Genomic DNA, 17084 nt, shown 5'->3' with positions numbered 1-17084 from the left:
GGGGCCGGCGGTGCGGGCCCCGGATTGACGGGCTTCGACGAGCACCGACAGATCGGTGCGTGACTCATCGAGCCGGCGGCTGCGGCTGCGGTGCACGGGCGGGGCCGCTTCGCGGCTCCGGCGGTGACCGGCGCTGTCGCCACGCCAATGCTACTAGGTCGAGCCCCGGATCCGCTCGGTCGCCCCGCCGGCGCGTGCGACGGGCGCCCCGATCCGTCTCGCGACGGGCGCGCGCTTGCGCCGCCTGGGCCTCCGGATGGGTGGCAGGAGCGTGCGGGTGACGCGCCAGCGGGTGCCGATCCTGTCGATGCGGAGGCGGCCGCTGTGGACTTCGCGGTGGCAGGCGGGGCAGCGCAAGATGCCGCGGTGGGGGCTCAGCCCTCGAGCAGCGCCTTCAGCCGGTCGATCGAGGCGAGCAGCTGCGGCTCCTGCGTTCGGCGCGCGCGGTCGAGGCGCGACTCGTCGCGCAGCTGCGTCCAGTCGTAGGTCTGGGTGACGAGCGTGCCGCCGTCCGCCGGCTCGAGCTCCCACCGCCAGAGGTGCCCGATCGGCGGCTTGCCCTCCTCGGAGGGCTTCCACGCGATGCGGCGGCCCTCCTCGAACTCCACGACGTGGTTCTCGCGCACCGCGCCGCTGCCGAGCGTCATCGAGAACACCTCGCCGGTGGCACGCACGCGCTGCCCCTCGGGCGCCGAGCCGAGGTTGTCGTTGCCGTCCCACGCCGGCTGGCGCGAGGGATCGGCGATCTCCTCGAAGATGACGTCCGCGGGGGCGGCGATCACGCGGCTCGCGCGCACCACTCGGGATTCGCTCTCGCTCATGGCTCGATCGAACCACGCGCGCGCCTCGCGCCGCCACCGGTGCGCGACCCGACGCATCCGCCCCCATTGAGACCGCAGCGGAAGCGGAGTAGACACGAGGCACGCGACCGACGCGACGGAGGGAGCAGCCATGAGCACGGACGCCGCCCGCAAGTACCCGGTCTTCCCGCCGTTCACGGAGTGGGTGGATGCGTTCGCCCTGCTGGGCGGGTGGGATGGCCGAGGGCCCCTCCCCGGCATCCGCGTCGAGGAGCTCGTGCACGACGACGAGTTCATCGTGCACGCCGAGCTCCCCGGCCTCGACCCGGAGCGCGACATCGACGTGACCGTCGAGCACGGCACGCTCACGATCCACGCCGAGCGGCACCCCGACAAGCGCGAGAAGCAGCGCTCGGAGTTCCGCTACGGCGCGCTCGCCCGTGCCGTGCGACTGCCGCAGGGCGCGAAGGACGACGACATCACCGCCGCCTACGAGGACGGCGTGCTCACCGTGCGCGTCGGGCTCGATCCGGTGCCGACGAAGGCGCGGCACATCCCGATCGAGCATCGCTCGAGCGCGCGGCGCGGGCGCCGGTGACGGCGCCGGAGCGCACGGACGACGGCCGCTGGATCGTCGTCGACGGCCGGCGGTGGCGCGCGGAGGACCCGTCGCTCGACCCCGACGTCGCGCGGCGGCTGCGCTCGCACCTCGGCCGCGCGCGCTCGGCCGTGCGGAGCGCGCCGGACGACGCGAGCCGGCGGCGCGTGCGCGATCGCGTGCAGCTCGCGAAGGAGGGCCTCGGCGAGCGCGGCACCGCGTGGTGGGAGCTCACGGAGGCCGAGCGGGCCGAGCGCGCGGCAGAGCGGCTCTCGAGCCTCGACGAGCTCGCCCCGCCGGAGCGCTGACGGCATGGCGCGCGCGAGCACGGGCGACACGGCCACGAGCGGGATCGTCGTGCATCCCGCGACGCACGACCGCTTCGACGACCTCGCCGCCGTCATCGGCCCGAAGCGGCCCGACGCATCCGTCTGCTGGTGCCTCAGCCACCGCATCGACGCGAAGACGAACACGGCGCTGCGCGGCGTCGAGCGCGGCGCCTTCGTCGAGCGGCTGACGCGCGAGCCGGTCGCGCCGGGCGTGCTCGGCTACGACGGCGACGAGGTCGTCGGGTGGGCAGCGGTCGCGCCGCGCGCGCAGCTGCCGTTCGAGCGCTCGCGCAAGATCCCGCACGTCGACGACCAGCCGGTGTGGTCGATCTGGTGCATCCGCGTGCGGCCGGGCCATCGCGGCAGCGGCATCTCGCACGCGATGCTCGCGGGCGCGGTCGACTTCGCCGCGGCGCACGGGGCGCCGGCCGTCGAGGGGTACCCCGTCGACAACGGCGGCGAGCGCGTCGACCTCACGATGGCCTACGTGGGCACGCGAGCGCTCTTCGAGCGCGCGGGCTTCGAGCTCGCGGCGCCGACGGACGCGGTCTCGGGCGGCTTCCCGCGCGTCGTGATGCGCAAGCAGCTCGCGCCGCGCTGAGCGCGCTGCGCACACCGCGCGCTCGGCCTCGCGCTCTACCGTGGGCGGATGGGTCGGCGGATGTTCGCGGCGGTCGTGCCGCCCGAGGACGTGCGGGAGGACCTCGCCGACTTCCTCGACGTGCGCGAGGGGCTGCGCTGGACGCAGCCCGACCGGATGCACCTGACGCTCGCCTTCCTCGCCGACGTCCCGGAGCGCATCCTGGAGCCGCTCGAGGAGCGGCTCGCGAGCGCCGCCGCGGGCGTCGAGCCGTTCGCGTGCTCGCTCGCGGGCGCCGGCGCGTTCCCGCACCCCGACCGGCCGGCCGTGCTGTGGCTCGGCGTCGGCGAGGGCGGCGACGAGCTCGAGCGGCTCGCCCGCCGGGTGCGCGACGGCGCGAACGCCGCTGGCGCGCCGCCCGACGGCAAGCGCTTCACGCCCCACCTCACGCTCGCGCGGCCGCCGCGCGACCGCAGTGCCCTGCGCTGGCTGCGCGTGCTCGACACCTACCGCTCCCGCCCCTGGACCGTCGACGAGGTCGAGCTGATCGACTCGCAGCTGCTCGGCCACGGCCGGCGGCCGCTGCACGAGACCGTCGCGCGGCTGCCGCTCGGCGGCTGAGCGTCACTCCTTCGCCGCGACCTCCATCTGCCCCCACGGCGAGCCGTACTCGCCGAGCAGGTCGAGGAACGGCTTGGGCGGCATGGTCTCGGGGCCGAGCACGCCCGCGCCCGACCAGTCGCCGCGCGCGAGCAGCTCGAGCGCGATCACCGGGTTGATCGCCGTCTGCCAGACGACGCGCTGGTGGCCGTACTCCGCCATCGACCACTCGTTGTCGACCACGTGGTAGAGGTACGTCGAGCGCGGCTGCCCGTCCTTGCCGGTGCCGCGCACCCACACGCCCGCGCACGTCTTGCCGGTCATGATCGGCCCGATCGTCGCCGGGTCGGGCAGCACCGCCGCGACGACGTCGCGCGGGGCGACCTCGGCGCCGCCGACCCTCACCTTGTCGGTGCGGTCGAGCCCGAGCGTGTTGAGCGTGCGCAGCACGCCGATGAACTCCTCGCCGAGCCCGTACTTGAAGGTCACCCGATCGGCCTCGAGCCAGCGCGGCATCATGAGCACCTCCTCGTGCTCGACGTTGACGCACTCGACCGGCCCGATGCCCTCGGGGAAGTCGAACACCTCTGGCTCGCTGAACGGCTCGGTCGTGTACCAGCCGCCGTCGACGTCCTGCCGCGAGCGCTCCCAGATCACCGGCGGGTTGAGGCACTCCTCGATCGTCGTCCAGATCGAGAACGACGGCGCGAAGATCTCGTTCCCGTGCTCGTCGTGCACCGCGAGGTTCGCGCCGTCGCGCGTGCCGAGCTCGTCGATGTGGTCGAAGAGCTCGTCGGCGGCGTAGCGCGCGAGCACGTTCGAGAGCCCCGGCTCCACGCCGATCCCGACGAGCGCGAGCCGCCCGGCCGCCTCCCACTCCCCCGACTTCGCGAACTGCTCGTCGCCGAGCTTGAGCCCGACCTTGCGGTAGGGGTCCTCGGGGTGCCGCTTCGACAGGCTCATCGCCATGTCGAGGTAGTCGACGCCGGCCGCGAGCGCGCCGTCGAAGATCGGCATGACGAAGCGCGGGTCGACCGCGTTCATCACGTGGGTGATGCGGTGCTCCCGGCAGAGCGCGGCGAGCGACTCGGGGTCGGATGCGTCCACTCGCGCGGCCGTGAAGCGCGCGTCGACCGCGGCGGCGCGCTCCGCGCGCGCGGCGTCGTAGTCGGCGATCACGATCGCCTCGAAGAAGTCGCGCCGTGCCGCGATCGCGGCGAACGCGCCGCCGACCCCTCCGGCTCCGATCAGCAGGATCCGCATGGACTCACCTCTCCGCCGGCATCGCCCGCGGATCCCGGCTGGGCCAGACTGTAGCGCAAACGCGACGGAATCAGTATCGTCTGCGAGCAGAAGGTGCGGATGCGTCACCCAAGACGGGTGACGGGCACGGTATCCGCCGAGGCGCGACGAGGAGCCCCAGTGAGCGAAGACACCATCGCGGCGCGGCCGCCCGCCGGGCAGACCGGGCTGAAGCCCAACGCCATCGGCTTCCTCGACGCCATGGTCATCGGGCTCGCGTCGACCTCGCCGGCGTACACGATCGCGGCGATCATCGGCGGGCTCGTGGCCTTCAGCGGCGTGCACGCCCCGGGCATCATGCTCGCGAGCTTCATCCCGATGCTGCTCATCGCATCCGCCTTCTACTACTTGAACACCGTCGACCAGGACTGCGGCACGACCTTCTCGTGGGTCACGCGCGCGATGGGGCCGTGGCTCGGCTGGATCGGCGGCTGGGCGATCGCGATGACGGGCGTGCTCATCGTCGGCTCGCTCGCCGAGGTGGGCGTGCGCTACTCGCTGCTGACCTTCGGCCTCGAGGACGCCGCCTACGACCCGGTGCTCATCCGCGTGCTGACGGTCGTGCTCATCCTCGTGATGACCGCGATCTGCGTCTGGGGCACCGAGATCTCGGCACGGCTGCAGAACGTGCTCATCGTCTTCCAGGTGCTCTCGCTGCTCGCCTTCGCGGTGTTCGCCCTCGTGCTCGTCTTCTCGGGCGACTCGCCCTTCGACTCGCTCACCCCCTCGTGGGAGTGGCTCAACCCCTTCGGCGGCGGCTGGGAGGGCGTGACCGCCGGCCTGCTGCTCGGCGTCTTCGCCTACTGGGGCTGGGAATCGGCCGTCAACCTCACCGAGGAGACGACGAACTCGTCGCAAGCGCCCGGCAAGGCGGCGATCTGGTCGACGATCGTGCTGCTCGCGACGTACCTCTCGGTGACGATCGCGGTCGTCGCGCTCGCCGGCGAGTCGTTCCTCGCCGAGAACGCCGACGAGGAGGACGCGATCTTCCAGATCCTCGCGAGCGAGACCATGGGCCCCTGGGCGTGGGTCGTCATGCTCTCGGTCGCGACCTCGGCGATCGCCTCGACGCAGACCACGATCATCCCCGCGTCGCGCACGGGCCTCAGCATGGCCCGCCGCGGCGCCCTGCCGAAGACCTTCGGGCACATCCACCCGCGCTTCCGCACCCCCGACGTCTCGACGTGGTGGGTCGCCGGCATCGCGATCGCCTACTACCTCGTCGTCGGCCTGCTAAGCGAGACCGCGCTGTGGGACACGCTCACCGCGCTCGGCCTGCTCATCGCCTTCTACTACGCGCTCACCGGCATCGCGTGCGCCGTCTACTTCCGCAAGCGGCTCACGCGCAGCGTCAAGAGCTTCCTGCTCATCGGCGTCGGGCCCGTGCTCGGCTCGCTCATGCTCCTGTGGCTGCTCGTCGCCGCGATCATCGACTACGGCAACCCCGAGAACTCCTACACCGAGACGCCGTGGTTCGGCGTCGGCCCGCCGCTCGTGATCGGCGTCGGCATCTTCCTCACCGGCATCGTGCTCATGATCGTCTGGTACTTCCGCGACCGCCGCTTCTGGGCCGAGCGGCCGAGCACCGCTGAGCAACCCATCGTCCGCATCGACGCGACCACGGGCCGCAGGGAGGGGACGGACGCATGACGATCGCGCTCGGCTACGACGAGTCGCCCGGGGCGCGCGCCGCGCTCCCCGTCGCGATCGACATCGCGCGTCGCTTCGGCGAGCGGCTCGTGATCGTCTACGGCACCGCGCCGCCGGGATCGCTCGGCGAGGAGGCGCGCAGCCACGAGGCCGCGCTGCGCCAGGCGGGCGACGAGGCCGCGGGCCACGCGCTCGCCGAGGCGCAGGCGGCGGGAGTGGATGCGGTGGTCGAGCTGGTCTCGGAGCGCCCGGCCCCCGCCCTCCTCGATGCAGCCGACCGGCACGGCGCCCGGCTCATCGTCGTCGGCACGTGGGGCGAGAGCCCCATGCGCGGCGCGATCCTCGGGTCGACGCCGCACAAGCTGCTGCACCTCAGCACCCGCCCGGTGCTGTGCGTGCCCGCGCTCGACTGACCGAGCCCATCCGCCCGTCGCCACCCGACGCATCCGCCGACACCGACCGACACCGACACCGAACCGACCGACACCGACTCGACACCGACGAAGGACCGACACGCATGAGCACGCCCGCCGACCACCTGTGGATGCACTTCACCCGGATGGCGGACGCCGACCGGGCGCCCGTCATCGTGCGCGGCGAGGGCGCGTACATCTGGGACGACCGCGGCAAGCGCTACCTCGACGGACTCGCCGGCCTGTTCGTCAACCAGCTCGGGCACGGGCGCGCCGACCTCGCGGCGGTCGCGGCGAAGCAGGCGGAGACGCTCGCCTTCTTCCCCGTCTGGTCGTACGCGCACCCGAGCGCGATCGAGCTCGCCGACAAGCTGGCCTCGCTCACCCCCGGCGATCTGAACCGCATCTTCTTCACCTCGGGCGGCGGCGAGGCGGTCGAGAGCGCGTGGAAGCTCGCGAAGAACTACTTCCGCCTCACGGGCAAGCCGCAGAAGCACAAGGTCATCAGCCGCGCGATCGCCTACCACGGCACGACGCACGGGGCGCTGTCGATCACGGGGCTCCCGGGTCTCAAGCAGATGTTCGAGCCGCTCGTGCCCTCGACCTTCCGGGTGCCGAGCACGAACCTCTACCGCGCGCCCGTGCACCGCGACGACCCCGAGGCGTTCGGCCGCTGGGCCGCCGACCAGATCGCGGTCGCGATCGAGCAGGAGGGGCCCGAGACGGTCGCGGCCGTCTTCCTCGAGCCGGTGCAGAACTCGGGCGGCTGCTTCCCGCCGCCGCCTGGGTACTTCCAGCGCGTGCGCGAGATCTGCGACGAGTACGACGTGCTGCTCGTCTCGGACGAGGTGATCTGCGCGTTCGGCCGGCTCGGCACGATGTTCGGTGCGGAGCGCTACGGCTACCAGCCCGACATCATCACGTGCGCGAAGGGCCTCACGTCTGGCTACGCGCCGCTCGGCGCGATGATCGCGAGCGACCGGCTCTTCGAGCCCTTCGCCGAGCCCGGCGCGATGTTCGCCCACGGCTACACGTTCGGCGGCCACCCGGTCGCGACCGCGGTCGGCCTCGCCAACCTCGAGGCCTTCGAGCGCGAGGGCGTGCTCGAGCACGTGCGGGCGAACGAGGGCGCGTTCCGCGCGACGCTCGAGGGCCTCACCGATCTGCCGATCGTCGGCGACGTGCGCGGCGACGGCTACTTCTTTGGCATCGAGCTCGTGAAGGACAAGGAGTCGCGCGAGACCTTCGACGAGGCGGAGAGCGAGCGGCTGCTGCGCGGCTTCCTCTCGACGGCGCTGTTCGACGCCGGCCTCTACTGCCGCGCCGACGATCGTGGCGACCCCGTCATCCAGCTCTCTCCCCCGCTCATCTGCGACCAGTCGCACTTCGACGAGATTGGCCAGATCCTGCGCGGCGTGCTCTCCGAGGCGTGGTCGCACCTGTGAGCCTGCCCGACAGCCACGACAAGGCGATCATCGCCGAGCTGCAGCGCGACGGCCGGGCCTCCTACGCGGCGATCGGGCACGCCGTCGGGCTCAGCGAGACCGCGGTGCGCAACCGCGTGAAGCGGCTGACGGATGCGGGGGTCATGCAGATCGTGGCCGTCACCGACCCGACGCAGCTCGGCTTCGCGCGCCAGGCGATGATCGGCATCCGCGCGTCCGGAGCGCTCGAGCCCGTCGCCGAGGCGCTCGCGGCGCTGCCGGAGGTCGACTACGTCGTCATCACGGCGGGCAGCTACGACGTGCTCGCCGAGGTCGTGTGCGAGAGCGACGCCCACTTGCTCGAGCTCGTCTCTGGCCGCATCCGCCAGATCGACGGCGTGCGCGAGACCGACACGCTCATGTACTTGAAGCTGCAGCAGCAGACCTACGCGTGGGGCGTGCGCTAGGCGCGCTGCACGTAGTGCCGCACGCGCGCCTCGCGCTCCACGAGGTAGCGATCGTCCTCGGGGTAGTAGACGGCGCGCTCCGGGTCGTCGCCCGCGAACGCGATCACCGCGGCCATCGACTCCCATCGCGAGACCGTCGTGATCTCGCTGTGGCCGTCGCCGAGATCGCGCGTGAGCACCCAGGCATCGACGTTGCCGGGCGTCGAGCGGTACGCCTCCATGCCGGTCCGCTCGACGTAGTCGACGTACTCCTCGCGGTCCTGGGTGCGCACGACACCGCTCCAGACCCGCACGATCGGACGACGCTCGCTCATGCCGCGACGCTACTCCGCCCAGCCCCGTTCAGGCAGTGCCGCGTGCGCCCTCGCCGCCCGACGCATCCGGCCCCGTGCGCCGCACCGCGAACGCGAGCTTCATCGAGGCCGGCCACGCGACCATCGTGAGCGCGAACGCGATCGGCCACGCGATCGCGAACTGCAGCGGCCAGCCGGCGAGCCACTCCTGCGAGGGGCCGAGCGCGATGAGGCTCATGATGCCCGACATCGTCGCGGCCATGATGCAGGTCATGAACACCTGCGCGAGGAGGGCGATCTTCTTGTCCATCGTCTGTTCCTGTTCCCGGACGACGACGCCCATCGACGATGCTCGCGGAGTCGGCGCCGTCCGCATCATCGAGTGATCAGCGCCATGGGTTCGCGCGTCTCGCGCGACTGCATCTCGGGGAGCCGAGGGCCGGAATAACCACACCGGCCAGGATCTTCTAGGCGGGTCAAGGATACCGGATGCGTCGGCCGAGCCTGGGGGTGGCGCGCGCCTCCCGCGCGCGGCAGGATGCGGCGGCATGGGGATCGTCACGTGCGACATCGGCGTCTCGGTCGACGGCTTCGCCGCGGGGCCATCGCAGAGCCGCGAGGAACCGCTCGGCGTCGGCGGCGAGCGGCTGCACCGCTGGATGTTCGAGGCGCCGGAGGAGAATCGCGAGGAGATCGACGCGATCCTCGGGCACGGCGCCTACATCATGGGCCGCAACATGTTCGGGCCGGTCCGCGGGCCGTGGGACGAGCCGTGGGACGGCTGGTGGGGGCGCGAACCGCCCTACCGCGCGCCGGTCTTCGTGCTGACGCACCACCCGCGCGAGCCGATCGGGATGGCGGGCGGCACCGTCTTCCACTTCGTCACCGACGGCGTGGAGGCGGCGTTCGCGCGGGCCCGCGAGGCCGCCGGTGATCGCTCGATCTCGGTCGCGGGCGGCGCGAGCACCGTCGATCAGTTCCTCGCCGCTGGGCTCATCGACGAGCTGCGGCTGCACATCGCGCCGATCGTGCTCGGGGCGGGCGAGCGACTGTTCGTCCGGTCGGGCGATGTGCGGCTCGAGACCGTCTCGGCGCGCGCGAACCCGCTCGTCGCGCACGTCACCTACCGCGTCGTGCGCGACGCGCCTCGCTCAGGCTGAGCCGGTGCCGCTCTGCTGGTCGCGAAGGCGCTCGATGTGCTCGGATGCCTCGGCCTTCGTGAGATCGGCGGGCAGCTCCTCCCCCGCTTGCCGCGCGAGCGTGTCGAGGTAGGAGCGCTGCGCCTCGGTCATCGGGTCGTCGCCGCTGACCCAGTCGGAGGGGTCCTTCTGCAGGTTGCCGCCCTGCGCGTCGCCCGTGGCCCCGATCGTCTCGCGCCCCTCGCCGGTCGCTCCCTGCTCGGGCATCATCGCGTCGCTCATCGGTGTCCTCCTTTGTGCCGACCCGCCGCTCGGCGCGCCGTGCGCGGCACTCTATGCCGCCCGCCCGAGAGCGGGCTCCGTGCGCCGGAGCCCGCTCGCGAGGGTCAGTCGGCGACCTTCGCCACCAGGCGGCCGACGACGCTGCCGTCGGCGAGCTGCTGGACGCCGGCCGGGATCTCCTCGAAGTCGATCTCGGTGATCGCGGGCTTGAGGTCGCCCGAGGCGATGTGGCGCATCGTCTCGACGATGTCCTCCTTGCTGCCGCCGACCGAGCCGTGCAGCTGCTTCTTGCCGAGGATGAGCGAGTACGTGTCGATCGTCGCCTCGAGCTTGCCCATGCCCACCTGCACGACGCGGCCTCCGGCCTTGACGGCCTTGAGCGCATCCGCCGTCGTCACGCCGAAGCCGGCGTAGTCGATGATGACGTCGAGCTCGGCGTCGGCGAACTCGCTGATCGACTTGGCGACCTGCGTCGCGCCGGCCTCGCGAGCGCGGTCCCAGACCGCCTCGTTGATCTCGGCGACGTAGACCTCGGCGCCGCGCAGCTTCGCGACGCGAGCGCCGATCTGGCCGAGCCCGCCGAAGCCGATGACGCCGACCTTCATGCCCGCCTCGACGCCCGCGGTCGAGAGCGCGCCGACGGAGGTCATGCCGGCGTCAGTGGCGGCGGCCGCCTGCTGGAAGGTCACGTCGTCGGGGATGGCGATGAGCGCGTCGGTCGAGACCTCCGCGCGGTCCTCCCACGCGCCGTTGACCATGTAGCCCATGAACTCGGCCATCGGCCAGACGGCCACGCGGTCGCCGACCTTCCAGTCGGTGACGCCCTCGCCGACCTCGCTGATGACGCCCGCGGTCTCGTGGCCGGGGACGACGGGGAGCTCCTTCATGTTCTCGAGCCACTTCTCGTCCTCGAGGATGCCGACGTCGGAGTGGCACAGGCCCGCCGCCTTGACGTCGATGACGACCTTGCCGGGACCGGCGGTGGGCTCTTCGATGTCGACTCGCTCGAAGTCCTTGTGGGTGCCGACGAACTGCCATGCGCGCATGCTCTACTCCTTCGAATCTGAACCAAATGCTCCTTCGAGCCTACGCCTTCCCGATCCGATCGGCCCGGGATTCCGCCACCGGCTCAATGCTCGGAGACGACGCCCGCCTCGACGGTCCAGTGCCGGTCGAGCGAGACCGACTCCAGCATGCGCCGGTCGTGCGTCACGAGCAAGAGGGTGCCGCTGTAGGTCTCGAGCGCCTGCTCGAGCTGCTCGATCGCGGGCAGGTCGAGGTGGTTCGTCGGCTCGTCGAGCACGAGCAGGTTGACGCCGCGCGACTGGAGCAGCGCCATCGCCGCGCGCGTGCGCTCGCCGGGCGAGAGCTCGTCGACGGGTCGGCCGACGTGGTCGGCGCGCAGCCCGAACTTCGCGAGCAGGGTGCGCACCTCGCCCGACGCGAGCTCCGGGACGAGCGCCTCGAACGCATCCGCGAGCGCACGATCGCCGGTCAGCAGCGAGCGCGCCTGGTCGATCTCGCCCACCTGCACGCTCGAGCCGAGGCTCGCAGACCCCTCGTCTGGCTCCCGGCGACCGAGCAGCGCGCGCAGCAGCGTCGACTTGCCGGCGCCGTTGGGCCCGGTGATGCCGATCCGCTCCCCCGCGTTCACCTGCAGCGAGACCGGCCCGAGCGTGAACGCGCCCTGCCGCACGACCGCGCCGTTGAGCGTCGCGACGACCGTGCTCGAGCGCGGCGCCGCGCCGATCTCGAACTGCAGCTGCCATTCCTTGCGCGGCTCCTCGACCTCCTCGAGCCGGGCGATGCGGCTCTCCATCTGCCGCACCTTCTGCGCTTGCTTCTCGCTCGACTCGGTCATCGCGCGGCGGCGGTTCTTGTCGTTGTCGGGCGCCTTCTTCATCGCGTTGCGCACGCCCTGGCTCGACCACTCTCGTGTGCGGCGGGCGCGCGCGACGAGGTCGGCCTTCTGCTCGGCGAACTCCTCGTACTGCTCGCGGGCGTGCCGGCGGAGCGTCGCGCGCTCCTCGAGGTACGAGTCGTAGCCGCCGCCGTAGACGCGGTTCGACGACTGCGCGAGGTCGAGCTCGAGCACGCGCGTGACGCAGCGGGCGAGGAACTCGCGGTCGTGGCTCACGAGCACGACGCCGCCGCGCAGCCCTTGCACGAAGGCCTCGAGCCGCTCGAGCCCGTCGAGGTCGAGGTCGTTCGTCGGCTCGTCGAGCAGCACGATGTCGAAGCGGCTCAGCAGCAGCGCCGCGAGCCCGACGCGCGCCGCCTGCCCGCCCGAGAGCGACGTCATGAGGGCCTGCTCGATCGGCTCGCCGTCGAGCTCGAGCCCGAGCTCGGCGAGCACGATCGGCGTGCGCTCCTCCAGATCGGCGGCGCCGCTCGCGAGCCAGCGTTCGAGTGCGGATGCGTAGGTGTCGGCGGGATCGGTGCCGGCCGGTGCGAGCGCGGGGTCGCCGAGCGCCGCCGCGGCGGCGTCCATCTCACGGGTCGCGGCCGCGCAGCCCGTGCGGCGCGCGATGTAGTCGACGACGGTCTCGCCCGCGACGCGCTCGTGCTCCTGCGGCAGCCAGCCGACGAAGGCGTCGGCCGGCGCGAGCGACACCGTCCCGGCCTGCGGCTCGTCGACGCCGGCGAGGATGCGGAGCAGCGTCGACTTGCCCGCGCCGTTCGCCCCGACCACGCCGACGACGTCGCCGGGCGCGACGGTGAGGTCGAGGGAGTCGAAGAGCGTGCGGTGGCCGTGGCCGCCGGCCAGCCCTTGCGCGACGAGGGTTGCGGTCATCCCGCCATCCTCCCAGCCGCCACGCGGTTCCCATCGATCGCTCGTGTCTTAGCCGATCATGTAGACCATGCCTCGCCCGTCCTCGACGAGTGCGGCGGCGAAGTCGCGCGCAGCTGCGAGGTACTGCAGTGCGTAGGCGAGGGAGTGGTCGCGGTGCGGCATGCGGCCCTGGAGTGCGACCCGCACGTCTTGCTCATCGATCGACGCGAGATCGTCGGCGATCGCGGGCAGCTCGTCGGGTGCGACCCCCTCCACCCAGCTGTGCCAGCCGTCGTACGTGTGCGTCACCTGGCCCTCGAACATGCGGTGCGCGGGTCGAGCGGTTGCCCCACCGGCAGGTGCGGTGACGGTCTGCAGCTCATGCCATGCCTTGTCGAGATAGAGCATGTCGCGCTTGGGAACGGTCTGCTGGACGGTGGCGATGCCCACCACCGCTCCGGGCTCCATCCCCCAAGCGTCGGCGAGTGGGTCCGCCGAGAGGAAGCGTCGCGGGTGCGCGAGGGCGGCCTCGGTCGAGTCGGCGTCGAATGCGTAGGCGTAGTACCGGATTCCCATGCGAGGGATCGTGCCGGTTCGGCAGTCCGAACCGAGGTCGTGATCAGCGCGCTTGTGGAGAGCCAGCGACGGACGGCGCGTCCACCGACGTGCGCTACGCCGCTTCGATCGGCAGCCAGTACTCGCACGTCGCGTGCGACTGGGTGAGCTCCAGGTACCGCAGGATCGACGGGCCGGGGCGCAGCCGCCACGGGTTCGACGGGAACCAGTCGGTCGCGGTCGCGGCCATCATCGACTGCAGCGCCTCGGGGAACGGCCCGCTCGATCGGAAGACCGCCCACGTGCCGGCCTCCGCGCGCACGACATCGAGATCGTCGGGCACCGCGGAGCCGGCGTGCATCGCGACACCGTGCAGGTAGGTCAGCGGCGAGCCCTCCGGCGCATCCGGCTGGATGTCGGCCATCACCGCGAGGATGCCGGCGGGGTCGGTGTCGTTCAGGCCCTTGAGCCGCGCGTGCTCCTCGGACGGGAGCGAGGCGATGTGCGCCTGGATGTGCGGGTTGACGCCGCGGTGGATGAGCGGCACCTCGGCGGCGTGGCCGACGAGGGCGAGCGCGGGTCGATCGGTGATCGTGACGTCCATGGGGGTGCCTCCTTCGACGCTCAGGCGGAACCGGAGCATGGGTTGTGTGCTGAGCGGACCACCGCTGCGACGCGCTTCCGCCGGCCCGGTGCCGTGCACGGCGCGGAACGCGCGACCGAACGCCTCGACCGAGCCGTACCCCTAGCGCACGGCGACGTCGAGCAGGCTCGGAGCGCCGCGCACGAGGTCCGCGGCTGCGAGCGTCATCCGCCGCCGTCGCACGTACTCCGACAGCGGCATGCCAGCGACCGCCGAGAACATCCGGCGCACGTGGTACTCGGTCGTCGCGTGCTCTCGAGCGAAGCGGGCGGCGTCGATCGGCGCGGCCGGGTCGCGCTCGACGAGCTCGACGAGGGCGTTCAGCGTGCCGATCATGGTCCTCCTTCCGCACTCCATCGTCGTCGCGAGCCCGTCGGCGCACCCGATGATCCGTGCCGGGCTCGATCGTCGCTCGCGACAGTAGTCGCGCAGCCACTACGGCGAGCGAACGGGCACACTCGAGGCATGGACGATCTGCTCGTGCCGCCCGGCCCCGGGGCGCCGCGTGGCCTGCGCGTGCCGGCGACCGAGCTCGTCGAGCAGTTCTCCCGGTCGTCCGGCCCCGGCGGTCAGGGCGTCAACACCGCCGACTCCCGTGTGCAGCTGAGCCTCGACCTCGGCTCGACGACGGCGCTCGACGACGAGCAGCGGCGGCGCGCGCTCGACCGACTCGCGCCGCGCCTCGCCGGCACGGTGCTCACCATCAGCGCCTCCGAGCATCGCTCGCAGCTCGACAACCGCGTCGCCGCGCGGCGCCGGCTCGCGGCCCTGCTCCGCGAGGCCGTCGTGCCGCGGCTGACGCGCCGCGCGACCCGCCCGACGCGCGGCTCGCAGCGTCGGCGGGTCGAGGCGAAGCTCCGGCGCTCCGCGACCAAGCAGAACCGCCGGCCTCCGCGCCCCGAGTGACGAGCCGCGGCGTCAGCGGCCACGGCTAGCCTGGCCCCATGCCATCGCGCGCCGACAGCATCGCGGAGCGCCGCCGCGAGGTGCTCGCTCGCCTCGACGAGGTCGAGCGAGAGCTCGTCGAGCTGCGACGGATGCGCGAGGGCCTCAACGACGACGACGAGCACGATCCCGACGGCGTCTCCCTCTCCTCCGAGTGGTCGCGACTCGAAGGGCTCCGGCAGACGCAGCTCGAGGCGCTGGCCGCGATCGACGAGGCGAGCGCCCGGCACGAGCGAGGCGAGGACTCGCTCTGCAGCGTGTGCGGTCAGCCGATCGCTCCCGAGCGGCTCGAGGCGCGGCCCCAGGCCACGACCTGCATCGACTGCGCTCGCCGCCTCGAGAGCTGAGCGCGCGACCGGCGCTCCGCCAGTTCTCCGCAGAGCGTCCGGCTGTAGCCTGCCTCCATGCGACGCAACGCGAGCCGGGAAGCCCCCGACGGTCATAGTCCGAACGCCCAGGTGACCCTGGGCGCGCCCCAGCACGCACAGGCCCGCCGATGAGCGCGGATCTCGCGACGAACATCGCCCTCGTCGTAGCGTTCGTCCTGATCGGCGGCGTGTTCGCGGCGACGGAGATGGCGCTCGTCACCCTCCGCGAGGGTCAGATCAACGCGCTCGCCGCGCGAGGCAAGCGCGGCGAGAAGGTGGCGGGGCTCGCCCGGAATCCCAACACCTTCCTCTCCGCCGTGCAGATCGGCGTCACCGTCGCCGGCTTCGCCTCTGCGGCGTTCGGCGCCTCCTCGATCGCGCCGTACGTGACGCCGCTGCTGACGCAGCTGGGCTTGAGCGAGCAGGTCGCCGGCACCGTCGCGACCGTCGTGCTGACGCTCGCGATCGCCTACCTCTCCCTCGTGCTCGGCGAGCTCGCGCCCAAGCGGCTCGCGATCCAGCGCAACACGGCCTTCGCCTACGCCGTCGCGCCGATCCTGAACGGCTTCGCGATCGTGATGAAGCCCGTCATCTGGTTCCTGTCGGTCTCGACGAACCTCGTCGTGAGACTCCTGGGCGGCGATCCGCACAAGACAGGCGAGGAGATGACGGAGGAGGAGCTGCGCGACATGGTCTCGAGCCACGCGGGCTTCCCCGACGAGGAGCGGCGCATCCTCGACGACGTGCTCTCGCTCCGCGACCGCCAGCTGAGCGAGGTCATGCGGCCTCGGCCCGAGGTCGCGGCGCTCGACGGCACCGCGACGGTCGAGGAGGCGGCGGCGATCGTGCGCGAGCAGCCCTACTCGCGCTACCCCCTCATCGATCGCGGCATCGACGACATCACCGCCTTCGTGCACGTGCGCGACCTCTTCGACGCGGTGCAGGATCGCTCGGCCGCGACCCTCGACGAGATCGGCCGTCCCATCCCCTACTTCCCCGCGACGGCGCGCGTGCTGCCGACGCTCGCGACCATGCGGGCGGAGGGCCACCACATCGCGGTCATCATCGACGAGTACGGCGGCACCGACGGCATCGTCACGCTCGAGGACCTGCTCGAGGAGGTCGTCGGCGAGATCTTCGACGAGTACGACACCGAGACCGGGCCGAGCGAGCTCTCGACGGAGGGCGGCACGGTCGACGGCCGACTGAACTTCCAGGACTTCGAGGAGGCGACCGGCGTGCGGCTGCCGAGCAGCTCGGCCGACACGGTCGCGGGCTTCGTGCTCGAGCGCCTCGGCCGCCTCGCGAAGGTCGGCGACGTCGTCGCCGTCGACGGCGCGCTGCTCAGGGTCGATGCCCTCGACCGCCACCGGATCGCCGAGCTGTTCGTCACCCCTGTCGCCGAGCCGACCGAGGAGGGCGAGGCGCCTCCCGAGCGCTGACGCCGGCGGTCTGGCGCAGCGCTCGTGAGCGCCGCTACGCTCGCGCCATGCTGCGGGCGGGAGCGGCCCACGACGCGTGGGTCCCGGCGGTGATCGCCGCTGGGCTCGCCGCGCTCGGCGCCGTCTCGCTCCAGCTCAGCGCGCTGCTGAGCGTCGTGCCGCAGGCGCCGATGGAGCTCTCTTGGCTGCTCGGCTGGGTGCTGCTGACGTGGGCGACCATCGCGGCCGCAGTCGCCCTCGTCATGACCCGGCGGTCGCGGCTCACGCCGCGCGCACCCGTCGCGCCGAGCATCGTCCTCGCGGCCGCGGCCGTCGCCGTCGTCGTGCTCTCGGCGGCGCTGCACCCGCCGTTCGGCACCGGCGGCGGCGGCGGCTGACGCCGCGCCCCGGGGACGCGAGAGCCCCTCTCGCAGATCGATGCGGAGGGGCATTCGCGTGGCCTTCATCCAAGGCATCGGGCGCCCCAGGAGTTCCGAGATCG

Annotated in this window: 21 protein-coding genes and 1 pseudogene; 13 read left to right on the top strand and 9 right to left on the bottom strand. The window is 72.4% G+C overall.

Translation table 11 applies throughout. From position 1 onward, the window contains the following. Window positions 1–374 precede the first annotated feature (374 nt). Window positions 375–821 (bottom strand): SRPBCC family protein, encoded by a 447-nt coding sequence (locus JQT67_RS11865; protein ID WP_208064840.1) that lies wholly within the window; start codon window positions 819–821, stop codon window positions 375–377. Window positions 822–951: 130 nt separating this feature from the next. On the opposite strand from JQT67_RS11865, the gene JQT67_RS11860 reads away from it, so the two are divergent. Genes JQT67_RS11860 through thpR form a run of 4 tightly spaced genes read left to right on the top strand, consistent with a single transcriptional unit; the run spans window position 952 to window position 2928 of the window. Next, window positions 952–1398: an Hsp20/alpha crystallin family protein gene (locus JQT67_RS11860; protein WP_021010115.1), complete on the top strand. Its 447-nt coding sequence runs from the start codon at window positions 952–954 to the stop codon at window positions 1396–1398. Continuing rightward, window positions 1395–1706, top strand: coding sequence for a hypothetical protein (locus JQT67_RS11855; RefSeq protein WP_021010114.1), 312 nt, complete (start codon window positions 1395–1397; stop codon window positions 1704–1706). The genes JQT67_RS11860 and JQT67_RS11855 overlap by 4 nt, the downstream gene beginning before the upstream one ends. Before the next feature lie 4 nt (window positions 1707–1710). Next, window positions 1711–2328, top strand: a complete 618-nt coding sequence (locus JQT67_RS11850; protein WP_208064838.1) for a GNAT family N-acetyltransferase — start codon at window positions 1711–1713, stop codon at window positions 2326–2328. Between the two features lie 48 nt (window positions 2329–2376). Continuing rightward, window positions 2377–2928 carry an RNA 2',3'-cyclic phosphodiesterase gene (gene thpR, locus JQT67_RS11845; protein WP_026373472.1) on the top strand — a complete coding sequence of 184 codons (552 nt, stop codon included), beginning with the start codon at window positions 2377–2379 and terminating at the stop codon, window positions 2926–2928. A 3-nt stretch (window positions 2929–2931) separates the two neighbouring features. Here thpR and JQT67_RS11840 read toward each other — a convergent pair whose 3' ends face one another. Continuing rightward, window positions 2932–4170, bottom strand: coding sequence for a saccharopine dehydrogenase family protein (locus tag JQT67_RS11840; RefSeq protein ID WP_208064836.1), 1239 nt, complete (start codon window positions 4168–4170; stop codon window positions 2932–2934). Window positions 4171–4329: 159 nt separating this feature from the next. On the opposite strand from JQT67_RS11840, the gene JQT67_RS11835 reads away from it, so the two are divergent. The 4 genes from JQT67_RS11835 (at window position 4330) to JQT67_RS11820 (ending at window position 8163) form a co-directional block, all read left to right on the top strand. Beyond that, window positions 4330–5859 (top strand): APC family permease, encoded by a 1530-nt coding sequence (locus JQT67_RS11835; protein ID WP_307864324.1) that lies wholly within the window; start codon window positions 4330–4332, stop codon window positions 5857–5859. Then, window positions 5856–6272 carry a universal stress protein gene (locus JQT67_RS11830; RefSeq protein WP_021010109.1) on the top strand — a complete coding sequence of 139 codons (417 nt, stop codon included), beginning with the start codon at window positions 5856–5858 and terminating at the stop codon, window positions 6270–6272. Before JQT67_RS11835 ends, JQT67_RS11830 begins: the two co-directional genes overlap by 4 nt. 104 nt (window positions 6273–6376) lie before the next feature. Further along, on the top strand, window positions 6377–7717 hold the full coding sequence (locus JQT67_RS11825) for an aspartate aminotransferase family protein (protein WP_208064833.1): 1341 nt from the start codon (window positions 6377–6379) through the stop codon (window positions 7715–7717). Then, window positions 7714–8163, top strand: coding sequence for an Lrp/AsnC family transcriptional regulator (locus tag JQT67_RS11820; protein WP_307864323.1), 450 nt, complete (start codon window positions 7714–7716; stop codon window positions 8161–8163). The genes JQT67_RS11825 and JQT67_RS11820 overlap by 4 nt, the downstream gene beginning before the upstream one ends. On the opposite strand, the gene JQT67_RS11815 is transcribed toward JQT67_RS11820, so the two are convergent. Then, window positions 8160–8477, bottom strand: coding sequence for a hypothetical protein (locus tag JQT67_RS11815; protein WP_208064829.1), 318 nt, complete (start codon window positions 8475–8477; stop codon window positions 8160–8162). The two genes, JQT67_RS11820 and JQT67_RS11815, sit on opposite strands and share 4 nt — an antisense overlap. A gap of 28 nt (window positions 8478–8505) precedes the next feature. Next, a complete protein-coding gene (locus tag JQT67_RS11810) occupies window positions 8506–8766 on the bottom strand; it encodes a DUF2798 domain-containing protein (protein WP_208064828.1) in 261 nt (86 codons plus the stop codon). A gap of 238 nt (window positions 8767–9004) precedes the next feature. Between JQT67_RS11810 and JQT67_RS11805 the strand changes: the two genes are divergently transcribed. After that, window positions 9005–9616, top strand: a complete 612-nt coding sequence (locus JQT67_RS11805; protein WP_208064826.1) for a dihydrofolate reductase family protein — start codon at window positions 9005–9007, stop codon at window positions 9614–9616. On the opposite strand, the gene JQT67_RS11800 is transcribed toward JQT67_RS11805, so the two are convergent. The 5 genes and pseudogenes from JQT67_RS11800 to JQT67_RS11780 form a co-directional block, all read right to left on the bottom strand. Beyond that, window positions 9608–9877, bottom strand: coding sequence for a DUF3072 domain-containing protein (locus JQT67_RS11800; RefSeq protein WP_021010103.1), 270 nt, complete (start codon window positions 9875–9877; stop codon window positions 9608–9610). The two genes, JQT67_RS11805 and JQT67_RS11800, sit on opposite strands and share 9 nt — an antisense overlap. Window positions 9878–9981: 104 nt before the next feature. Next, a complete protein-coding gene (locus JQT67_RS11795; RefSeq protein WP_021010102.1) occupies window positions 9982–10923 on the bottom strand; it encodes a zinc-binding dehydrogenase in 942 nt (313 codons plus the stop codon). A gap of 83 nt (window positions 10924–11006) precedes the next feature. After that, entirely contained in the window at window positions 11007–12671 is a 1665-nt protein-coding gene (locus tag JQT67_RS11790) for an ABC-F family ATP-binding cassette domain-containing protein (protein ID WP_208064825.1), read from the bottom strand. A 48-nt stretch (window positions 12672–12719) separates the two neighbouring features. Continuing rightward, complete coding sequence (locus tag JQT67_RS11785) at window positions 12720–13118, bottom strand: DUF1877 family protein (RefSeq protein ID WP_208064824.1); 399 nt, start codon at window positions 13116–13118, stop codon at window positions 12720–12722. A gap of 202 nt (window positions 13119–13320) precedes the next feature. Then, window positions 13321–14184: pseudogene (locus JQT67_RS11780) on the bottom strand (GyrI-like domain-containing protein). 129 nt (window positions 14185–14313) lie between these two features. Between JQT67_RS11780 and arfB the strand changes: the two are divergent. The 4 genes from arfB to JQT67_RS11760 all read left to right on the top strand — a co-directional run bounded on the left by arfB (window position 14314) and on the right by JQT67_RS11760 (window position 16980). Continuing rightward, window positions 14314–14754 (top strand): alternative ribosome rescue aminoacyl-tRNA hydrolase ArfB, encoded by a 441-nt coding sequence (gene arfB, locus JQT67_RS11775; RefSeq protein WP_021010097.1) that lies wholly within the window; start codon window positions 14314–14316, stop codon window positions 14752–14754. Between the two features lie 38 nt (window positions 14755–14792). After that, window positions 14793–15140, top strand: a complete 348-nt coding sequence (locus JQT67_RS11770) for a TraR/DksA C4-type zinc finger protein (RefSeq protein ID WP_021010096.1) — start codon at window positions 14793–14795, stop codon at window positions 15138–15140. 149 nt (window positions 15141–15289) lie between these two features. Next, entirely contained in the window at window positions 15290–16603 is a 1314-nt protein-coding gene (locus tag JQT67_RS11765; RefSeq protein ID WP_208064822.1) for a hemolysin family protein, read from the top strand. Window positions 16604–16650: 47 nt separating this feature from the next. Beyond that, window positions 16651–16980: a hypothetical protein gene (locus tag JQT67_RS11760; RefSeq protein ID WP_208064820.1), complete on the top strand. Its 330-nt coding sequence runs from the start codon at window positions 16651–16653 to the stop codon at window positions 16978–16980. Window positions 16981–17084: the final 104 nt, after the last annotated feature.

Origin of the sequence: Agrococcus sp. TF02-05, assembly GCF_017565345.1 — a bacterium.
GTDB classification, from domain to species: domain Bacteria; phylum Actinomycetota; class Actinomycetes; order Actinomycetales; family Microbacteriaceae; genus Agrococcus; species Agrococcus pavilionensis.
Note: the sequence above shows the minus strand (reverse complement) of the source record. Positions and strands in the feature narration are given on the sequence as shown.

Coding starts and splice junctions, on each gene's coding strand:
- JQT67_RS11865 (WP_208064840.1), bottom strand. CDS start 821: ATGAGCGAGAGCGAATCCCGAGTGGTGCGCGCGAGCCGCGTGATCGCC.
- JQT67_RS11860 (WP_021010115.1), top strand. CDS start 952: ATGAGCACGGACGCCGCCCGCAAGTACCCGGTCTTCCCGCCGTTCACG.
- JQT67_RS11850 (WP_208064838.1), top strand. CDS start 1,711: ATGGCGCGCGCGAGCACGGGCGACACGGCCACGAGCGGGATCGTCGTG.
- thpR (WP_026373472.1), top strand. CDS start 2,377: ATGGGTCGGCGGATGTTCGCGGCGGTCGTGCCGCCCGAGGACGTGCGG.
- JQT67_RS11840 (WP_208064836.1), bottom strand. CDS start 4,170: ATGCGGATCCTGCTGATCGGAGCCGGAGGGGTCGGCGGCGCGTTCGCC.
- JQT67_RS11830 (WP_021010109.1), top strand. CDS start 5,856: ATGACGATCGCGCTCGGCTACGACGAGTCGCCCGGGGCGCGCGCCGCG.
- JQT67_RS11825 (WP_208064833.1), top strand. CDS start 6,377: ATGAGCACGCCCGCCGACCACCTGTGGATGCACTTCACCCGGATGGCG.
- JQT67_RS11815 (WP_208064829.1), bottom strand. CDS start 8,477: ATGAGCGAGCGTCGTCCGATCGTGCGGGTCTGGAGCGGTGTCGTGCGC.
- JQT67_RS11810 (WP_208064828.1), bottom strand. CDS start 8,766: ATGGACAAGAAGATCGCCCTCCTCGCGCAGGTGTTCATGACCTGCATC.
- JQT67_RS11805 (WP_208064826.1), top strand. CDS start 9,005: ATGGGGATCGTCACGTGCGACATCGGCGTCTCGGTCGACGGCTTCGCC.
- JQT67_RS11800 (WP_021010103.1), bottom strand. CDS start 9,877: ATGAGCGACGCGATGATGCCCGAGCAGGGAGCGACCGGCGAGGGGCGC.
- JQT67_RS11795 (WP_021010102.1), bottom strand. CDS start 10,923: ATGCGCGCATGGCAGTTCGTCGGCACCCACAAGGACTTCGAGCGAGTC.
- JQT67_RS11790 (WP_208064825.1), bottom strand. CDS start 12,671: ATGACCGCAACCCTCGTCGCGCAAGGGCTGGCCGGCGGCCACGGCCAC.
- JQT67_RS11785 (WP_208064824.1), bottom strand. CDS start 13,118: ATGGAGCCCGGAGCGGTGGTGGGCATCGCCACCGTCCAGCAGACCGTT.
- arfB (WP_021010097.1), top strand. CDS start 14,314: ATGGACGATCTGCTCGTGCCGCCCGGCCCCGGGGCGCCGCGTGGCCTG.
- JQT67_RS11770 (WP_021010096.1), top strand. CDS start 14,793: ATGCCATCGCGCGCCGACAGCATCGCGGAGCGCCGCCGCGAGGTGCTC.
- JQT67_RS11765 (WP_208064822.1), top strand. CDS start 15,290: ATGAGCGCGGATCTCGCGACGAACATCGCCCTCGTCGTAGCGTTCGTC.
- JQT67_RS11760 (WP_208064820.1), top strand. CDS start 16,651: ATGCTGCGGGCGGGAGCGGCCCACGACGCGTGGGTCCCGGCGGTGATC.